The 15,680-nt window shown below is 66.6% G+C and carries 18 protein-coding genes and 1 tRNA gene; 15 read left to right on the top strand and 4 right to left on the bottom strand.

Annotation, left to right across the window (positions count from 1 at the left end; all coding sequences use genetic code 11):
• Both SFU54_RS08415 and SFU54_RS08420 read left to right on the top strand, forming a co-directional pair.
• The coding region (locus SFU54_RS08415; protein WP_319015833.1) for a MerR family transcriptional regulator at positions 1 to 550 on the top strand (550 nt) is incomplete at its 5' end.
• Positions 550 to 1,563 (top strand): hypothetical protein, encoded by a 1,014-nt coding sequence (locus tag SFU54_RS08420; RefSeq protein ID WP_319015834.1) that lies wholly within the window; start codon positions 550 to 552, stop codon positions 1,561 to 1,563. The genes SFU54_RS08415 and SFU54_RS08420, both read left to right, overlap by 1 nt.
• Before the next feature lie 7 nt (positions 1,564 to 1,570).
• Here the strand turns inward: SFU54_RS08420 and SFU54_RS08425 are convergent, their stop codons facing one another.
• The gene (locus tag SFU54_RS08425; RefSeq protein ID WP_319015835.1) at positions 1,571 to 2,209 is read right to left on the bottom strand and encodes an MBL fold metallo-hydrolase; all 639 of its coding nucleotides are present in this window, start codon (positions 2,207 to 2,209) and stop codon (positions 1,571 to 1,573) included.
• A gap of 70 nt (positions 2,210 to 2,279) precedes the next feature.
• On the opposite strand from SFU54_RS08425, the gene SFU54_RS08430 reads away from it, so the two are divergent.
• The 13 genes from SFU54_RS08430 (at position 2,280) to SFU54_RS08490 (ending at position 14,344) form a co-directional block, all read left to right on the top strand.
• Entirely contained in the window at positions 2,280 to 2,561 is a 282-nt protein-coding gene (locus SFU54_RS08430; RefSeq protein WP_319015836.1) for a metal-sensitive transcriptional regulator, read from the top strand.
• 20 nt (positions 2,562 to 2,581) lie between these two features.
• Positions 2,582 to 3,484 (top strand): diacylglycerol/lipid kinase family protein, encoded by a 903-nt coding sequence (locus tag SFU54_RS08435; RefSeq protein ID WP_319015837.1) that lies wholly within the window; start codon positions 2,582 to 2,584, stop codon positions 3,482 to 3,484.
• Positions 3,485 to 3,569: 85 nt separating this feature from the next.
• A tRNA-Glu gene (locus tag SFU54_RS08440) sits at positions 3,570 to 3,642 on the top strand.
• Positions 3,643 to 3,726: 84 nt separating this feature from the next.
• On the top strand, positions 3,727 to 4,113 hold the full coding sequence (locus SFU54_RS08445) for a hypothetical protein (protein ID WP_319015838.1): 387 nt from the start codon (positions 3,727 to 3,729) through the stop codon (positions 4,111 to 4,113).
• Positions 4,114 to 4,164: 51 nt separating this feature from the next.
• Positions 4,165 to 5,220 carry a TerC family protein gene (locus tag SFU54_RS08450; protein WP_319015839.1) on the top strand — a complete coding sequence of 352 codons (1,056 nt, stop codon included), beginning with the start codon at positions 4,165 to 4,167 and terminating at the stop codon, positions 5,218 to 5,220.
• Between the two features lie 137 nt (positions 5,221 to 5,357).
• On the top strand, positions 5,358 to 6,836 hold the full coding sequence (gene leuC / locus SFU54_RS08455; protein WP_319015840.1) for a 3-isopropylmalate dehydratase large subunit: 1,479 nt from the start codon (positions 5,358 to 5,360) through the stop codon (positions 6,834 to 6,836).
• A 3-nt stretch (positions 6,837 to 6,839) separates the two neighbouring features.
• Positions 6,840 to 7,436 carry a 3-isopropylmalate dehydratase small subunit gene (gene leuD / locus SFU54_RS08460; protein ID WP_319015841.1) on the top strand — a complete coding sequence of 199 codons (597 nt, stop codon included), beginning with the start codon at positions 6,840 to 6,842 and terminating at the stop codon, positions 7,434 to 7,436.
• A gap of 27 nt (positions 7,437 to 7,463) precedes the next feature.
• A complete protein-coding gene (gene murA / locus SFU54_RS08465) occupies positions 7,464 to 8,828 on the top strand; it encodes a UDP-N-acetylglucosamine 1-carboxyvinyltransferase (RefSeq protein ID WP_319015842.1) in 1,365 nt (454 codons plus the stop codon).
• 26 nt (positions 8,829 to 8,854) lie between these two features.
• A complete protein-coding gene (locus tag SFU54_RS08470; protein ID WP_319015843.1) occupies positions 8,855 to 9,610 on the top strand; it encodes a lysophospholipid acyltransferase family protein in 756 nt (251 codons plus the stop codon).
• Positions 9,607 to 10,671 (top strand): NAD(P)H-dependent glycerol-3-phosphate dehydrogenase, encoded by a 1,065-nt coding sequence (locus SFU54_RS08475; RefSeq protein ID WP_413466590.1) that lies wholly within the window; start codon positions 9,607 to 9,609, stop codon positions 10,669 to 10,671. The genes SFU54_RS08470 and SFU54_RS08475 overlap by 4 nt, the downstream gene beginning before the upstream one ends.
• Positions 10,672 to 10,757: 86 nt before the next feature.
• A complete protein-coding gene (locus tag SFU54_RS08480) occupies positions 10,758 to 11,513 on the top strand; it encodes an alpha/beta fold hydrolase (RefSeq protein ID WP_319015844.1) in 756 nt (251 codons plus the stop codon).
• Entirely contained in the window at positions 11,510 to 13,126 is a 1,617-nt protein-coding gene (locus SFU54_RS08485; protein ID WP_319015845.1) for a Mur ligase family protein, read from the top strand. Before SFU54_RS08480 ends, SFU54_RS08485 begins: the two co-directional genes overlap by 4 nt.
• Before the next feature lie 69 nt (positions 13,127 to 13,195).
• A complete protein-coding gene (locus SFU54_RS08490; RefSeq protein WP_319015846.1) occupies positions 13,196 to 14,344 on the top strand; it encodes a hypothetical protein in 1,149 nt (382 codons plus the stop codon).
• Positions 14,345 to 14,350: 6 nt separating this feature from the next.
• On the opposite strand, the gene SFU54_RS08495 is transcribed toward SFU54_RS08490, so the two are convergent.
• The 3 genes from SFU54_RS08495 to SFU54_RS08505 form a co-directional block, all read right to left on the bottom strand.
• The gene (locus SFU54_RS08495) at positions 14,351 to 14,884 is read right to left on the bottom strand and encodes a DUF3515 family protein (protein WP_319015847.1); all 534 of its coding nucleotides are present in this window, start codon (positions 14,882 to 14,884) and stop codon (positions 14,351 to 14,353) included.
• 63 nt (positions 14,885 to 14,947) lie between these two features.
• Positions 14,948 to 15,415, bottom strand: a complete 468-nt coding sequence (locus tag SFU54_RS08500; RefSeq protein ID WP_319015848.1) for a hypothetical protein — start codon at positions 15,413 to 15,415, stop codon at positions 14,948 to 14,950.
• Between the two features lie 49 nt (positions 15,416 to 15,464).
• Positions 15,465 to 15,680, bottom strand: a 216-nt coding sequence (locus SFU54_RS08505) for a hypothetical protein (RefSeq protein WP_319015849.1), incomplete at its 5' end; no start/stop codon positions are given.

The following is a 15,680-nucleotide window of genomic DNA, read 5'->3' on the forward strand; positions in this document are numbered from 1 at the left end:
CTCCCACGTGGAGCGTGTTCGTCTCGTGCGGGCACTGCTCGACGTGGGGGGATTGAGCGTGGCGCAAGCCGCCGCGGTCGTCGGCGCGCTCGACGACGACTCGGTGCCGCTGAGCTCGACGTTTGGCATTGCCCAGCGCGCGGTGACCCAGCCGGCCCCGCCGACGACCGGCGGGGGAGACGGTGCTGCTCGCGTCGCCCAGCTCTGTGCCCGTCGAGGGTGGGGTGTGTATCGCAACAACCCCGGACTCGCCATGGCAGCCCGCGTGATCGACACCTACGCGGCGCTCGGCGTCGACCTCATCACCGAGTCGGTGCTCGAGCAGTATGCCGAGGCCGCCGACCTCGTTGCCGCCGCCGACCTTGCGGCCGTGGCATTCGCCCATGACGAAGCCCAGATGACCAGCGTGGTCGTTGTCGGCACCGTTCTCGGCGACGCGCTCTTCGCGGGGCTGCGTCGTATCGCTCAAGAGGCGGAATCATTCCGCCGGTTCCCCCTGCCAGAGGGCACTCCTGCCCCTGGTGACCTCATCGACCCCGAGGACTGCTGATGACCACGACAACTCCCGCTCCTGCCGCCGCCGACTGGCGACTCGACCTGCCGCCGAGCCGGTGGCACCGCCCCCTGCTGGTCTTGGGCGCTCTGCTCGCGGTGCTCACCCTTGTCACGGTCATCGGGTGGCTCGTTGACGACCGCGAAGTGCTCGGCGTCAACCTGTGGGAGAAGCCCCTCAAGTTCGCCATTTCGGGCACGATCTATGCCGTGACGTGGGCCTGGATCATCGGGCACTTCACGCGGTGGACGCGTGCGGCGTGGTGGGCGGGCACCATCATCACCGTCACGCTCGCGATCGAACTCGTGATCATCACGGGCGCCGCCGTGGCGGGCATCACGAGTCACTTCAACGTCAGCACGCCCCTCGCAACGACGTTGTGGTCGATCATGGCCGCCGCGATCACGACTCTGTGGATCGCCACTTTTGTCGCTGGAGTCGCGCTGTGGCGCAACCCGGGTGCTGACCCCGCCCGTCAAGCGGCTATTCGCACGGGTGTGGCGATCTCGTTGCTCGGTATGGGGCTCGCTTTTCTCATGACGGGGCCGACAGCCGATCAGCTCAACGACTGGCAGGGCATCGCGGGCGCCCACACGGTCGGCTCGGCCGACGGCGGCCCGGGCTTGCCCCTGTTGGGCTGGAGCACAATCGCGGGCGACCTGCGCATTCCGCACTTCATCGGCATGCACGCCCTGCAGGCTTTGCCGTTGCTCGCGCTGCTGCTCGAAATCGGTGCGCGCCGCGTGCCGCTGCTGCGAGACGCCCTCGTGCGCCGGGGGCTCGTGCTCACCGGTGCGGGTGCCTACCTCGCCGTCGTCGGCCTCGTCACGATGCAGGCCTTGCGGGGCCAGTCGATTGTGGCTCCGGATGCCCTCACGCTGATCATCGCGGCCACCATTGCCGCGGCATCCCTCGCCGCAGCGCTCGCGGTGTTCGCCGCGGGATCGCGGCGCGGTCGCACGCCGGTCGCCGCCGCGGGCGTGAACGCGGGCGGCGCGTCGAGCAGCTAGTCGCGCTTTAGCCCACGTCGATCGAGTCGCCCGGCTGCAGCACCGTGACACTGCCGCCGTGCGACTCGACGACCGCGGTGATACGGGCATTCGCCATGGCGTTGCCCGCATCAGAATTGACGCGCTCGTGAGTCGGAAACGCTCGCGCCGGTCGCACGGCATCGAGGTAGTCCATGACCTCGCCGATCTTCAACCACGGTGCGCTCGCCGGAACAGCGAGCACCGGCACCGCATGGGGCGGCACGGTGTACGAGTCACCCGGGTAGTAGAGCGTCTCGTTGACGAAGACACCCACGTTGTCGACGAGAGGGATCGAGCGGTGAATCTCGGCGTGCTTTCCTCCCGAGAAGGAGAGCGAGAACGGCCCGGCTGCCCGAGCGTCGCCGTCTCCAACAATCTGCCAGTGGTAGTCAGGATGCGTGGCGGCGACTCCGGCCGGCGCGAACAACTCGACGGCACCGGGCGCCGCGGCCAGCAGACGATCGAGGTGTTCGCGCGTCACGTGGTCGCCGTGCTCGTGGGTCACGACGATCGCCGAGAGGTTGGTGACCTCGAAAGCCGCTGTGTAGCCGCCCGGGTCGATGACGAGCGTTGAGCCCTCGTGCTCGACGACCAGACAGGCGTGCTCGCGCTTCGTGATGATCATGGGCACACTGTAGTCAGCGACTGCGAGCGATGGCCTTGACCAAAATACCCCCGGGGGGTATTTTGACGGGATGATCGACGACATCAAGAAGCGGGCCTTGCACCGCTCGCGAATCTTGCAGGGTCAACTGCGCGGCATCGAGAAGATGATCGAAAACGACGAGTACTGCGTCGACATCATCACCCAGTCGCTCGCCGTGCAGAAGAGCCTGCGCAGCCTCAACAAGCTGCTTGTCGAGAACCACTTGCGCACGCACGTGACCGACATGTTCGATGCCGGTGGCGACGAACGCGAGAAGGCCATGGCCGAGCTCATCGCGGTCTACGAGCTGCAGCAGAACCGCGGCAGCTGAAACCCGGTCATAATCACCCCATGACATCGTCGTCGAAGCGCATCGTCGTCGCCATCAACCCCAACGCCTCGTTCGGCCGGGGCCGGGAGGTGGGGCCCGCCGTTGTCACCACCTTGCGAGGCCTCGGTCACGACGTGACGAGCCTCATCGAACCCGACTTCGCGCAGCTTCTCGACGCTACACGCGAGGCCGTGCGCACCAAGCCTGACGCCCTCGTTGTCGTCGGTGGCGACGGCATGGTCAACCTCGGCGTGCTCGCACTCGAGGGTTCGCGCGTTCCCCTCGGCCTCGTGCCGAGCGGCACGGGCAATGACATGGCGCGGGGGCTGGGAATCCCCATCGGCGATACCGAAGCCGCCATCGAGTCGCTCGTTGACGCCCTGCAGCGGTCGCCGCGAGTGATCGACGCGGGCGCGATTGGCTTTGCGGAGGGGCGGGCGCGATTCGCGTGCATCCTCTCGGCGGGGTTCGATGCTCTTGTCAATGAGCGCGCCAACCGCATGCGCCGCCCGCGCGGCCGCAGCCGCTACACGATCGCTCTGCTCGTTGAGCTCGCCAAGCTGCGGCCCATCGAATACACGCTGACCCTCGATGGCGTCGTGCATCGCGAGCGGGCGCTGCTCGTGGCGGTCGCCAACAACCTCTCGTTCGGCGGCGGCATGAAGGTCGCCCCCGACGCACAACTTGACGACGGTCTCTTCGACGTCGTGTTCGTGCGCCCGCTGGGTCGCCTCGCCTTCTTGCGCATCTACCCGCGTGTTTTCGCCGGAACCCACATCACCGACCCCCGCGTTGTCGTGCACCGCGCGGCATCGGTGCGCGTCGAGGCCGAGGGAGTCGTCGCCTATGCCGATGGCGAGCGCATCGCGCCTCTGCCGGTTGATATCGACGTGGATGCGGGCGGCCTGCGCGTGCTCGCCTAACCCCCGACGACGGCCCGCGGCCCAGCGGCGGCCCTCGTTTTGCCGGGGTGTGCGCGCTGTGGCATACTCGTGTGGTTGCGAACGCGGCCCCATCGTATAGCGGCCTAGTACGCCGCCCTCTCACGGCGGTAACGCGGGTTCGAATCCCGCTGGGGTCACAACCGAAACCGCCCAGAATCATCTGGGCGGTTTCGTTGGTTAACGGGCGACTGCGAGCCGCGTCGACTCACTACGCTGGGGTCATGACTCGACTGCGCATGCTTGCCACGGCAACTCTGGCCCTCGCCCTGATCGTGGGCTCATCGGGATGTGCCCAGGTGTCAGAAGTGCTCAACCCCTCGACGGGCGAAGAGCTGGTCGGCACGACGTGGTCGGGCACCGACTCTGACGGTGACCAGTGGGGTATCGAGTTTCAGCAGGGCGGCGGCGTTGGCCTGACCTTCAACGACGGCGTCTACGACGATGACACCGACCGTTGGACGGTTGAGAACGGTCAGATTGCCATCGCGATCGCGTTTGAGACCGGTGTCGCGACGCTCACGGGCCCCTACACGCGCGACGCAACCTCAATCGACCTCAACGGCGAGCAGGGCGATTTCACCTGGACGTTGACGCTCGAAAAGGAGTGATCGGCGGCGGGCGGTAGGCTAACCCGCTGACCCCTTCACCGAAAGGCCGCCGTGAGCGACTTCGTCATTCCTGCGTGGTTCGAGATCACGTCGTTGATCGTGCTGAGCCTCATTCTGATCTTCGACCTGCTGCTCGTCGTGCGTCGGCCCCACGTACCCAGCCCGCGAGAGTCGGCACTGTGGGTGGGCTTCTACGTCGCGCTCGCGCTCGTCTTCGCCGGTCTGATGTTCGCGGTTGCGGGGCCGAACGCGGGCGGTGAGTTCATCGCGGGGTGGCTGACCGAATACAGCCTGTCGATCGACAACCTCTTCGTGTTTGTCATCATCATGGCTCAGTTCGCGGTGCCCAAGAAGATGCAGCAAGAGGTGCTGATGATCGGCATCATCTTGGCGCTACTGTTCCGCGGCATCTTCATTCTTTTGGGCGCCACGCTCATCGAAAACTTCAGTTGGATCTTCTACCTCTTCGGCCTTTTCTTGCTCATCACGGCAGCGCAGCAAGCCTTCTCCGGCCGCGAAGACGACGAGGCGCGCGAGAACGCACTCATCCGGTTCCTGCGCAAGCGCATCGCGATCACCGACGACTACCACGGCATGAAGATTCGCACGGTCGTCGACGGCAAGAAGGTCTTCACGCCCCTGCTTATCGTGCTCATCGCCATCGGCACGACCGACCTGATCTTCGCCCTCGACTCGATCCCCGCCATCTTCGGCATTACGCAGAGCCCGTTCATCGTGTTCACGGCCAATGTCTTTGCCCTCATGGGCCTGCGGCAGCTCTACTTCTTGCTCGGCCACCTGGTCGACAAGCTCGAGTACCTCAAATACGGCATCGCGTTCATCCTCGCCTTTATCGGCGTGAAGCTCGTCTTCCACGCGATGCATGAAAACGAGTTGCCTTTCATCAACGGCGGCCAGCACATCGAGTGGGTTCCCGACATCGACACCTGGACCTCACTCGGCGTGATCATCGGCGCCATGGCGCTTGCGGTCGCCGCAAGCCTCATCAAGCTCCGCATCGAGCAGCGCTACCTGCCGACGGCTCTCTCCGCGCCGGCCGATGACGACGAGGAGCAGGTGCCTTCGGGCCCGCCTGCCGCCCAGTGATAGCCTGAACGGCATGCAGCGCGAGTGGCTTCTTCTTCGTCGCCGCGACGAGTCCTGATCACCCCAGGTCGCATCCTCGTCGCGGAGTTCTGGCGCGGCCGCTTCGCTTTCCTTGTTAGAAGGGTGATTTCCCCCGCATGAACGAAACGTCAGAACACCGCCCGCGCACCCTGGCCGAAAAGGTTTGGGATGCCCACCTCGTCGCCAAGGGCGAGAACGGCGAGCCCGATCTGCTCTACATCGACCTGCACCTCGTGCACGAGGTCACGAGCCCGCAGGCCTTCGACGGCCTGCGCATGGCCGGCCGGCCCGTGCGCCGCCCCGATCTGACGATCGCAACGGAAGACCACAACACCCCGACGCTGGCGATCGACAAGCCCATCGCCGAGCCGACGAGCCGCAAGCAGATCGAGACCCTGCGCGCGAACGCGAAAGAGTTCGGGATCCGCCTGCACTCGCTCGGCGACATCGAGCAGGGCATCGTGCACGTCGTCGGCCCGCAACTGGGCCTGACCCAGCCGGGCATCACGGTTGTGTGTGGCGACTCGCACACGAGCACGCACGGTGCGTTCGGCGCCATGGCGTTCGGCATCGGCACGAGCGAAGTTGAGCACGTGCTCGCGACGCAGACGCTGCCCCTGCAGCCGTTCAAGACCATGGCCATCACGGTCGAGGGCGAGCTCAAGCCGGGCGTGACCGCGAAAGACATCATTCTCGCGGTCATCGCCAAGATCGGCACGGGCGGCGGCCAGGGCTATGTGCTCGAATACCGTGGCTCGGCCATCCGTTCGCTGTCGATGGATGGCCGCATGACCATCTGCAACATGTCGATCGAGGCGGGCGCGCGCGCCGGCATGGTCGCCCCCGACGAGACGACCTACGCCTACCTGAAAGGTCGGCCGCACGCGCCGCAGGGCGCCGATTGGGATGCCGCGGTCGCCTACTGGAACACGCTCGCGACCGATGACGACGCCGTCTTCGACGCCGAAGTCTTTCTCGACGCCAACGAGCTCGAGCCGTTTGTCACCTGGGGCACGAACCCCGGCCAGGGCATTTCGCTCAGCCAGGCGGTGCCCGACCCCTCGACGATCATCGACGCGAACGAGCGTGCTGCTGCTGAGCGCGCGCTCGAATACATGGATCTGCAGCCCGGAACGCCCATGAAGCAGATTCCCGTCGACGTGGTGTTCATGGGCTCGTGCACCAACAGTCGGATCGACGACTTGCGCGCGTTCGCCTCGATCATCAAGGGGCAGAAGAAGGCCGATGGCGTTGACGTCATCGTCGTGCCGGGTTCGGCTCGCGTGCGACTCGAAGCCGAGGCCGAGGGCATCGACAAGATTGTCGAAGCCTTCGGTGCCGAATGGCGCTTTGCCGGATGCTCGATGTGCTTGGGCATGAACCCCGACCAGCTGCAGCCCGGTCAGCGATGTGCCTCAACAAGCAACCGAAACTTCGAGGGGCGCCAGGGCAAGGGTGGGCGCACACACCTCGTGTCACCTCTCGTAGCCGCATCCACGGCGATTCGCGGAACGCTTTCGAGCGTGAGCGACCTCATCGCCGACGGCATCGAGGTTGATCCGCGGTTCTCGACGATCGAAGGGGCGACGGTCTAGATCATGCAGAAAGTCAGCACCATTACGGGTGTCGCGGTTCCGTTTCGCCGCAGCAATGTCGACACCGACCAGATCATCCCCGCGGTCTTCTTGAAGCGCGTGACGAAGACGGGCTATGACGACGCCCTGTTCTCGGCGTGGCGGCAAGACCCCGAGTTCATCCTCAACCAGCCCGAATACGCGAACCCGCGCATCCTCATTGCGGGCCCCGACTTCGGCACGGGATCGAGCCGTGAGCACGCCGTGTGGGCCCTGCGCGACTTTGGCTTCGCCGCGGTGATTAGCCCGAAGTTCGCCGACATTTTCCGCGGCAACGCCGGCAAGCAGGGGTTGCTCGTGGGTGTCGTCGATGAGGCGACCGTCGAATCACTGTGGGCCGAGCTCGAGGCCACGCCCGGTATGGAAGCGACGGTCGACCTTGTCGAGCGCACGGTGACCGTCGGGAATATCACGGTGCCGTTCGAGATTGACGACTACACGCGCTGGCGCTTGCTCGAGGGCCTCGACGACATCGGCCTCACGCTGCGCGACGAACAGGCCATTACCGACTTCGAAGCGCGCCGCGAAAGCTGGCGCCCCACCACCCTTCCTGCCCGCTGAGGGCCGACCGACACCATCTGAGGTCACATGAATTCGCTCTCGAAAGACTCCCTAAAGGCCGCTGCGCGCGTCGGCCTCACCTCTGACACGATCGTCATCCACGGCGGCAAGCCGTTGCGCGGGCGTGTCGAGGTGCGCGGAGCGAAGAACCTCGTGACGAAGGCGATGGTCGCGGCCTTGCTCGCCGATACCCCGAGCGTGCTCAAGGGCGTGCCCGAGATCAGCGACGTGCACGTGGTGAGCGGGCTCTTGCGGGCACACGGTGTCGAGATCACTTCTGAAGGCCCCGGAGTTCTGAAGCTTGACCCGAGCAACGTTGTCGGCGCGCACTTTGCCGAGATCGATGCACACGCGGGGTCGAGCCGCATCCCGATCTTGTTCTGCGGCCCCCTGCTGCACCAGCTCGGCGAAGCGTTCATTCCTGACCTCGGGGGTTGCCGAATCGGTGACCGGCCGATCGACTTTCACCTCAACGCGTTGCGCGCATTCGGGGCGATCGTCGACAAGCGTCACGAGGGCATCCACCTCACAGCACCCCAGAAGCTCAAGGGCGCGCTCATCGAGCTGCCCTTTCCGAGTGTGGGGGCGACCGAGCAGGTGTTGCTTACCGCCGTGCGTGCCGAGGGCACAACCGAACTCAAGAATGCCGCGATCGAGCCCGAGATCATGGACCTCATCGCGATCTTGCAGAAGATGGGCGCGATCATCTCGGTCGAGCCCAACCGCGTCATCGTCATCGAAGGTGTCGAGACGCTGCGCGGCTACCAGCACACGGCAATCTTCGACCGCAACGAGGTGGCCAGTTGGGCCGCCGCGGCACTCGCCACGCAGGGTGACATCACCGTCGGCGGGGCGAAGCAGCAAGAGCTCATGACCTTTCTCAACGTCTACCGCAAGGTCGGCGGCGAGTTTGAGGTGCTCGAAGATGGCATTCGGTTCTGGCACCCCGGCACGCCGCTCAAGCCCGTCATGATCGAGACCGATGTGCACCCCGGCTTCATGACCGACTGGCAACAGCCGCTCATCGTCGCCCTTACGCAGGCCGAGGGCGAGTCGGTCGTGCATGAGACCGTCTATGAGAACCGCTTCGGCTTCACCGAGGCGCTCAACGAGATGGGCGCTCACATCGTGGTGCACCAGTCGGGCCTCGCCTCGATCACGCGCCGCGTACCGCGCCGCCCGCTCGAGCAGGCCGCGGTCATCACGGGGCCGACGCCTCTGCACGGCGCATCCGTTCGTGTGCCCGACTTGCGCGGTGGTTTCAGCCACCTCATCGCGGGCCTCGCGGCCACGGGAACGTCGACCATTAGCAATGTGGGCATCATTAGCCGTGGCTACGAGCTCTTCATCGACAAGCTCACGGCACTCGGCGCTGACTTCGAACTGGTCTAAACCGACTCACGCACTACCCTTTAGCCGTGCCTGAAACTGCAAAGACGCCCACGCGCCGACCCGAGAAGACCTTCGGCTGGCATCTCATCGCGGCGACGCTCTTGCCGATCTTGACGCTCATGGCGCGGTATCCCGTGATCGACGGAGAGAAGCTGCCCAAGACGGGCGCGTTCATTCTGGCGCCGAACCACTTCAGTGAGATCGACCCCGTCATCATGGGGCGCTTCATGTGGAAGCTCGGGCGCGTGCCGCGGTTCTTGGCCAAAGCCAGTGTCTTTAAGATTCCGGTGCTGGGTGCGATCTTGCGCTGGTCGGGGCAGATTCCCGTTGAGCGTGAGGGGCGGGGGCGGTTGGATGCTCCGCTCAAGGCCGCTCAGCAGCTCGTCGATAACGAACTCGCCGTGATCATCTACCCCGAGGGCAGCCTCACGCGCGACCCCGACCTGTGGCCCATGCGCGGCAAGACCGGTGCCGTGCGCATGGCTTTGCAGGTGGGCGTGCCCATCATTCCTGCTGCCCACTGGGGAACCCAGCACATCATGGCGCGCTATTCGAAGAAGATCAGCTTCTTTCCGCGCAAGACCGTCACGTGCAAGATCGGTGACCCCGTTGACTTGAGCGACCTCGCTGGTCGGCCTCTTGACCAGGCCACACTTGCCGAGGGCACCGACCGCGTCATGGCGGCCATCGCGGCGCTGTTGGGCGATTTGCGCGGAGAAACCCCGCCCGCCGAGCGCTGGAACCCGGCCGACCACGGCCAGAGCGAGACGGGCCGACTGTGAGCGAGCATCCGTCGCTGACAGAAGCGGTGCGGTTGCCGTCTCCGGATGCCGACCACACGGCCCCGCGCGTGGCCGTGCTCGGCGCCGGCTCGTGGGGCACCACGTTCGCGAAGGTGCTCGCCGATGGCGGAGCCGACGTGCTCATCTGGGCGCGCCGGCGCGCAGTGGCACACGCGATCACCGAAACCCACCGCAACTCGGGCTACCTGCCGGGCATCAACCTGCCGCGCAACCTGCGCGGCCACGATTCGCTCGAGCACGTGCTCGCGGGCGCCGAGCAGGTCTACCTCTCGGTGCCGAGCCAGAGCCTGCGCAGCAACCTCGCATCGATTCGCGACATTCTTCCGCCCGATGTTCCCGTTGTCAGCCTCATGAAGGGTGTCGAGCGCGGAACAGGCCTGCGCATGAGCGAGGTCATCGAGCAAGAGCTGAGGGTTGAGCGGCACCGCATTGCGGTGGTCAGCGGCCCCAACCTCGCGCTCGAGATTGCCAAGCGCGAGCCGACCGCCGCCGTGGTTGCGAGCGAGAGCCACGAGACCGCTGTGGCCGTCGCGAGCGTCTCGTCGAACGACTACTTCCGCTCGTTCGTCAACACCGATGTCATCGGCACCGAGTTCGGCGGCGTGCTCAAGAACCTGATCGCGGTGGCCGTGGGCATCGCTGATGGCGTGGGTTACGGAGAGAACACCAAGGCCTCGATCATCACGCGCGGTCTCGTCGAGCTCAGCGCGTTCGCCGTGGCATTCGGCGCTCGCCCTGAAACCATGATTGGGCTCGCGGGCCTGGGCGACCTCATCGCCACGTGCGAGTCGCCTCTCTCGCGCAACAACACCGCTGGTCGTTTGCTGGGTCAGGGCTACGGCTTCGAACAAGTGATCGCGCAGATGAACCAGACGGCCGAGGGGTTGGCCTCGGTCGGCCCGATTCTCGAACTAGCCGAGACACGGGGCGTGTCGATGCCGATCGTCGCGCAAGTGGCTCAGGTGCTCGAGGGCACCCTCGACCCGCGCGAACTCGCTCCGCACCTCGCCACGGACTCCGACGAGCCGCAGGCGGAGTAACGGGCGCCGCCGAGTCGCAGGCGGAGTAACGGGCACTGCCGAGCCGCAGGCGGAGTAGCGCACCCGTGCTCGGTAGGCTGACTCTCGTGATCACCTCCCTTGCCGGCGGCCGTGTTCTGGCTGAGAAGCACGGGTCGACCCCTCCGCGGGTCGTTGCCCTGCATGGCTGGGGCCGCGACGGCACCGACTTCGCGACGATTCTGTCAGGGCTGGATGCCGTGAGCATCCACTTGCCTGGTTTCGGTCCGGCGCCCGCACCCGAGACGGCGTGGGGCACCGACGACTATGCCGAGCTCGTGGCTGAGGCGATTGCACCGTTCGCCCCCGTTGTTGTCGTGGGCCACTCGTTTGGCGGTCGCGTTGCCGTGCGCCTGGCCGCGCGCCACCCCGAGCTCGTGGCTGGCCTCGTGCTCACGGGAGTGCCCCTCGTCAAGCTGCAGGCGCCTGCTGCTCCTCCGCTGAGCTATCGGTTGGCTCGCTGGGCACACCGGCGCGGCCTGCTGAGCGATGCCCGCATGGATGCCCTGCGCAACCAGCGCGGCTCAGCCGACTATCGCGCCGCCCAGGGAGTGTTGCGCAGCATTCTGGTGCGCGTCGTCAACGAGTCATACGACGACGACCTCGCGACGCTCGCTGCGGGTACGGTTCCCCTGCGCTTGGTGTGGGGTGAACACGACACGGCGGCGCCGACCGACGCGGGTCGTGTCGCGGCCGAGCGCATTGGATCACCTTTTCGCGTGGTGCCCGGCACCGCCCACTTGCTCGAGGGCGATCTCGAGCTCGCGGTGCGCGAAGAACTGCTGGGTGTTGTTGCCGCTCATGGGCAGGAGGGCCCCCGATGACCATCGATCCCGTTCCCGTGCTCATTGCCGTTACGGTGCTCGGCGCCCTGGCCGCCGTGCCCATAGCGGCGCGCTGGGTGCGCGTCGCGCAGCGCGAGCACTACGTGCCGGGCTCGGTTTCGCGCATGGCGCAGTTGTGGGTGCAGACCGAGGTCATTTCGCTCATCGTCTTTCTCACGGCCGCGGCGAGCACGGTCGCGGCGCTCTTGGTGCCGTTCATCGTTCTCGGTGACGACGTCACCGTCGGTCACATCATTTGCGCTGCACTCACGACCTTTGCTGTTGTCGTGCTGGCGTTCTTCCCCGTGGGTCTGCCCGTGCGGGGGCGCTCAGCCAAGCTGGCGATGACGAGCAGGGTCAAGCGATTGCTGCTCGTCTGGATCGTGGTGCACGCTGCGATTGGCCTGGGTCTGCTCCTGCTCATTGGCCCTGCCGGTGTTGCCCTCACGCTGTTGCTGAGTGCGCCGCTGAGCGACCTCGCCCTCGCCATCACGGCGCCGATCGAAAAGGCGGGCTCGAAGAAGTTCGTTGTGGCGGCGCAAAAGCGACTCGCGCAGGTGCGCCCGCGCGTCATCGCCATCACGGGGTCATATGGCAAGACGAGCACGAAGAACTACGTGGCCCACCTGTTGAGCGCGACGTTCACGACGGTGGCGAGCCCCGCATCCTTCAACAACCGTCTGGGGCTCTCGCGCGCGGTCAACGACAAGCTTGTTCCGGGAACCGAGGTGTTCGTCGCCGAGATGGGCATCTTCGGCCCCGGCGAAATTCGGGAATTGTCGACCTACTTTCCGCCCGACATCGCCGCGATCACGGTCATCGGTGAAGCGCACTTGCAGCGCATGGGCTCGACCGACGTCATCTTCACCGCCAAGGCCGAAATCACCGAGCGCGCCGGCACGGTCGTGTTGCCCATCGATGACCCGCGCCTCGAGGCCCTCGCCGAGCAGTGTGCGGCACAGGGCAAGCGCGTCGTCACGGTCAGTTGTCTAGCGGGTGGAGCGGCCGATGTCGTGCTGACGCCCGGAGCGGACGGCGAAGCAAGCACCATCGTGATTGGTCGCGACGCCGAGCCTGTTCCGGTGACGGTGTCGAACACGGGCCACGCGGTCAATGTCGCGGTCGCCGCGGCGATCGCTCTGGCGGCGGATGTTCCGGTGGCCACGATCGCGGCCCGCCTCGCCGACCTTCCGGGCTCGCAGCACCGCGCCGAAGTGCAGCAGGCTCCGAGTGGCGCGCTCGTGATCGACGACACCTACAACTCGAATCCGGTGGGGGCGCTCCGCGCCCTCGAGGGCGCGGCATCCCTTGCCGCCGAACGCGGAGGGCCGCTCGTCGTGGTCACGCCCGGCATGGTGGAGCTCGGACCGGTGCAGGCCGAGCGCAACCACACCTTCGGCGCGGCCATTGCCGCGGCAGGCGGATTACTCTTCGCGGTCGCGCGCACCAACCGCGCCGCGTTGCTGGCGGGCTACGCGAGTGCGGCCGCGGCAGGTGCTCCCGGCGCGATTCCCGTCGACCTTCGTGACGCCGCCGTCGCACGCGCGGTCGAGGCCGCGGGTGACCGGGGCGTTATCCTCTACGAGAACGATCTGCCCGACCACTACCCCTGATCGGCCGCCCCGGGCAGAACTGAACCGTTCAGGGCTGACCGCCGCGGCAATCGATCACGTGAGGGAATCATGGCTGGTACTGCCCCCTGGGCCGTCGTCTTTGGCGGGCCGAGCCCCGAACACGAGATCTCGATTTTGACGGGTCTGCAGGCCGAGCGCGTTCTGACGGCCGCAGGCCACAGTGTCGTGCCGATCTACTGGTCGCCGACGGGGGAGTGGTACCGCGTCCCCGACGCGACCGAGGCGAAAGACTACCTCGAGGGCGCCCCGCGCGACTCGGTCGTGCTCGAAGCCCGCGTCTCGGGCGAGCCGGGCCTCTACCGCCGCAAGAAGTTTGGTGCCGAGCGCCTCGAGATCGAGGCGGCCCTGCTGTGCTTGCACGGCGGCGTCGGCGAAGGCGGCGGCGCTGCTGCGGTGTTCTCGCTCATGGGCATCCCCTCGACGGGTTCCACGCTCTTCGCGGGCGCCGTCGGCATGGACAAGCTCGCGTTCGGCGGCCTCATGCACGCCGCGGGCATTCCCTCGCTGCCGCGTGAAGCCGTGTCGACGATCGTCGAGCCGAGTTTCGCGGGCCCCTACATCGTCAAGCCGCGCTTCGGCGGATCGTCGATCGGCATTGAAATTGCCGACGATGTGGATGCGGCGCGCGCGCTCGCTGCCACGAGCGTTCACTTGCGCACGGGCGCGGTCGTCGAGCCCTACCGCCCCGAACTCGTCGACCTCAACATCGCCTTCCGCACCTATCCGTCGCTCGAAATCACGCCGCTCGAAAAGCCGCTGCGTGGCGACGCCGGCAGCGCGCTCTACTCCTACGCTGAGAAGTACCTCGCGGGGGGTGCCGGAGCCGAGGCGGGCTTCATGAGCGCACCGCGCGAGTTTCCGGCCAATGTGCCCGACGCGATTCACGCGAAGGCTCGCGAGTTGGCCGAACGCGTCGCCGAGGTCACGCGTCTTACGAGCATTGTGCGCGTCGACCTGCTGCTCGACGAGAAGTCGGGCGACCTCTTCGTCAACGAGGTCAATTCGATCCCCGGGGCCCTCTCGCTCTACCTGTGGGCACCGCTGCAGCCTGCTGCCACAGTCTTGCTCGACGCGCTCACCGAAGCGCGCGATCGTCGCGTGGTGTTTCCGCAAGCCGGGTTCGGCGGCGGCGCCGCACTGCGGGCAGCGGGCGGCATCGCGGGCAAGCTCGTCGGGCTCGACGGCCCGCGCGCCTAGGGCCGCCTACGGCGTGGGCGTCGGAGTGGGCTCGGCCGTGGGGCTCACCGACCCGCCGCCGAAGACGTCGGTGGCCGCGAGGCACCGGGCATCAGCATCCACGACCGATACGGCCGAACTGATGGCCCGCACGGCGTCGGCGCCCGCCACGTAGGTGATGTCGACGATCACTTCGGTCACGGGGGTGCGGCCGTAGGTCGTGAAGACGTAGCGCGGGGCGTTCGATTCGTCGAGCAGCCAGTCAACGCCGTCGACATCGAAGCACGGCAGGTCGCTCGGGCCCTGCTCGGGCAGCCCGCAGCGATAAATGACCGCTGCGGGGTCGCCCCACGCGGCGGTGGCTTGCGCGTTCGTCGAGCGCCGGTTGAGGTCGTTGATGGTGTCGGGCACGCGCACCGAGATCGCGGCGCACTCGGGGTTGTTCGCGTCGGGGCCCGGGTCGAGCGGCACCGTGCCGGCGCATCCGCTCAGCACGAGGGCCGCTGTCGAGATCAGGGCAGCGGATGCCCGGCGGGCGCGTGCAGAACGTCGAGGTAACACGGGCTCCACGCTAGCGGGCCTCACGCTGGTGCGCGCTGAGAGCGCGAGGCCACCGACCGTGATCTAGAAGCCCGCGCCCGTGCTGCTGATTGTTCCGACGAAGAAGCCCGCAAACAGCAGTCCGGCCACGAACACCACGCTCATGAGAGCGAGCACGATGACCGTGAGCACGATGACAGCCACGCGACCTCCCACGCGCATGCGCGCGAGCGGGCGCAGCATTGCGCGCCAGGTGAGAAGGTTCAGCGCAATCACGAACAACATGGGGGAGGCAAAGATGAGGCCGTAGGTCAGCGCTTCTTCGGCGCCCGCGAGCAGGTTGTCGGCGGTGCCCAAGCCGAAAGAAGCCAGCACCACGAGAGTCACCACGATGAGCACCGACAGCACGCCGGTGACGAGAGCGGCAATCTGCAGCCCGCGCCGTGCACGCTCGATGCGCGAGTTGTCTGCCGCTGCAGACGCAGGTGCCGGTGACTCGTCCCCGGCGGTTTCGGTGATGGGGGCGGGAATCTCGGAGGTGCTGTCACTCATGTGACGACAGTACTGAATCCTCTGACGGCAGACGCAGATCGTCGGGCACCTACGCTCCGAACCCGCTGCCCGCGCTAAAGGCGACGCCCGCGAGGAAGCCCGCGAACAGCAAGCCCGTGACGAGGAGAACACTCGCAAAGGCGAGGGCGATGACAACCACGATCACGATGGCGATGGCCTGGCCGCGTGTGCGTCGGCTGAGCGACCGCAGCATGCCACGCCACACCAGCAGGTTCAGGGCAATCGTGAATGAGATGGGGGCCGC

Source organism: Microcella sp. (assembly GCF_033763155.1).
Taxonomy (GTDB): domain Bacteria; phylum Actinomycetota; class Actinomycetes; order Actinomycetales; family Microbacteriaceae; genus Microcella.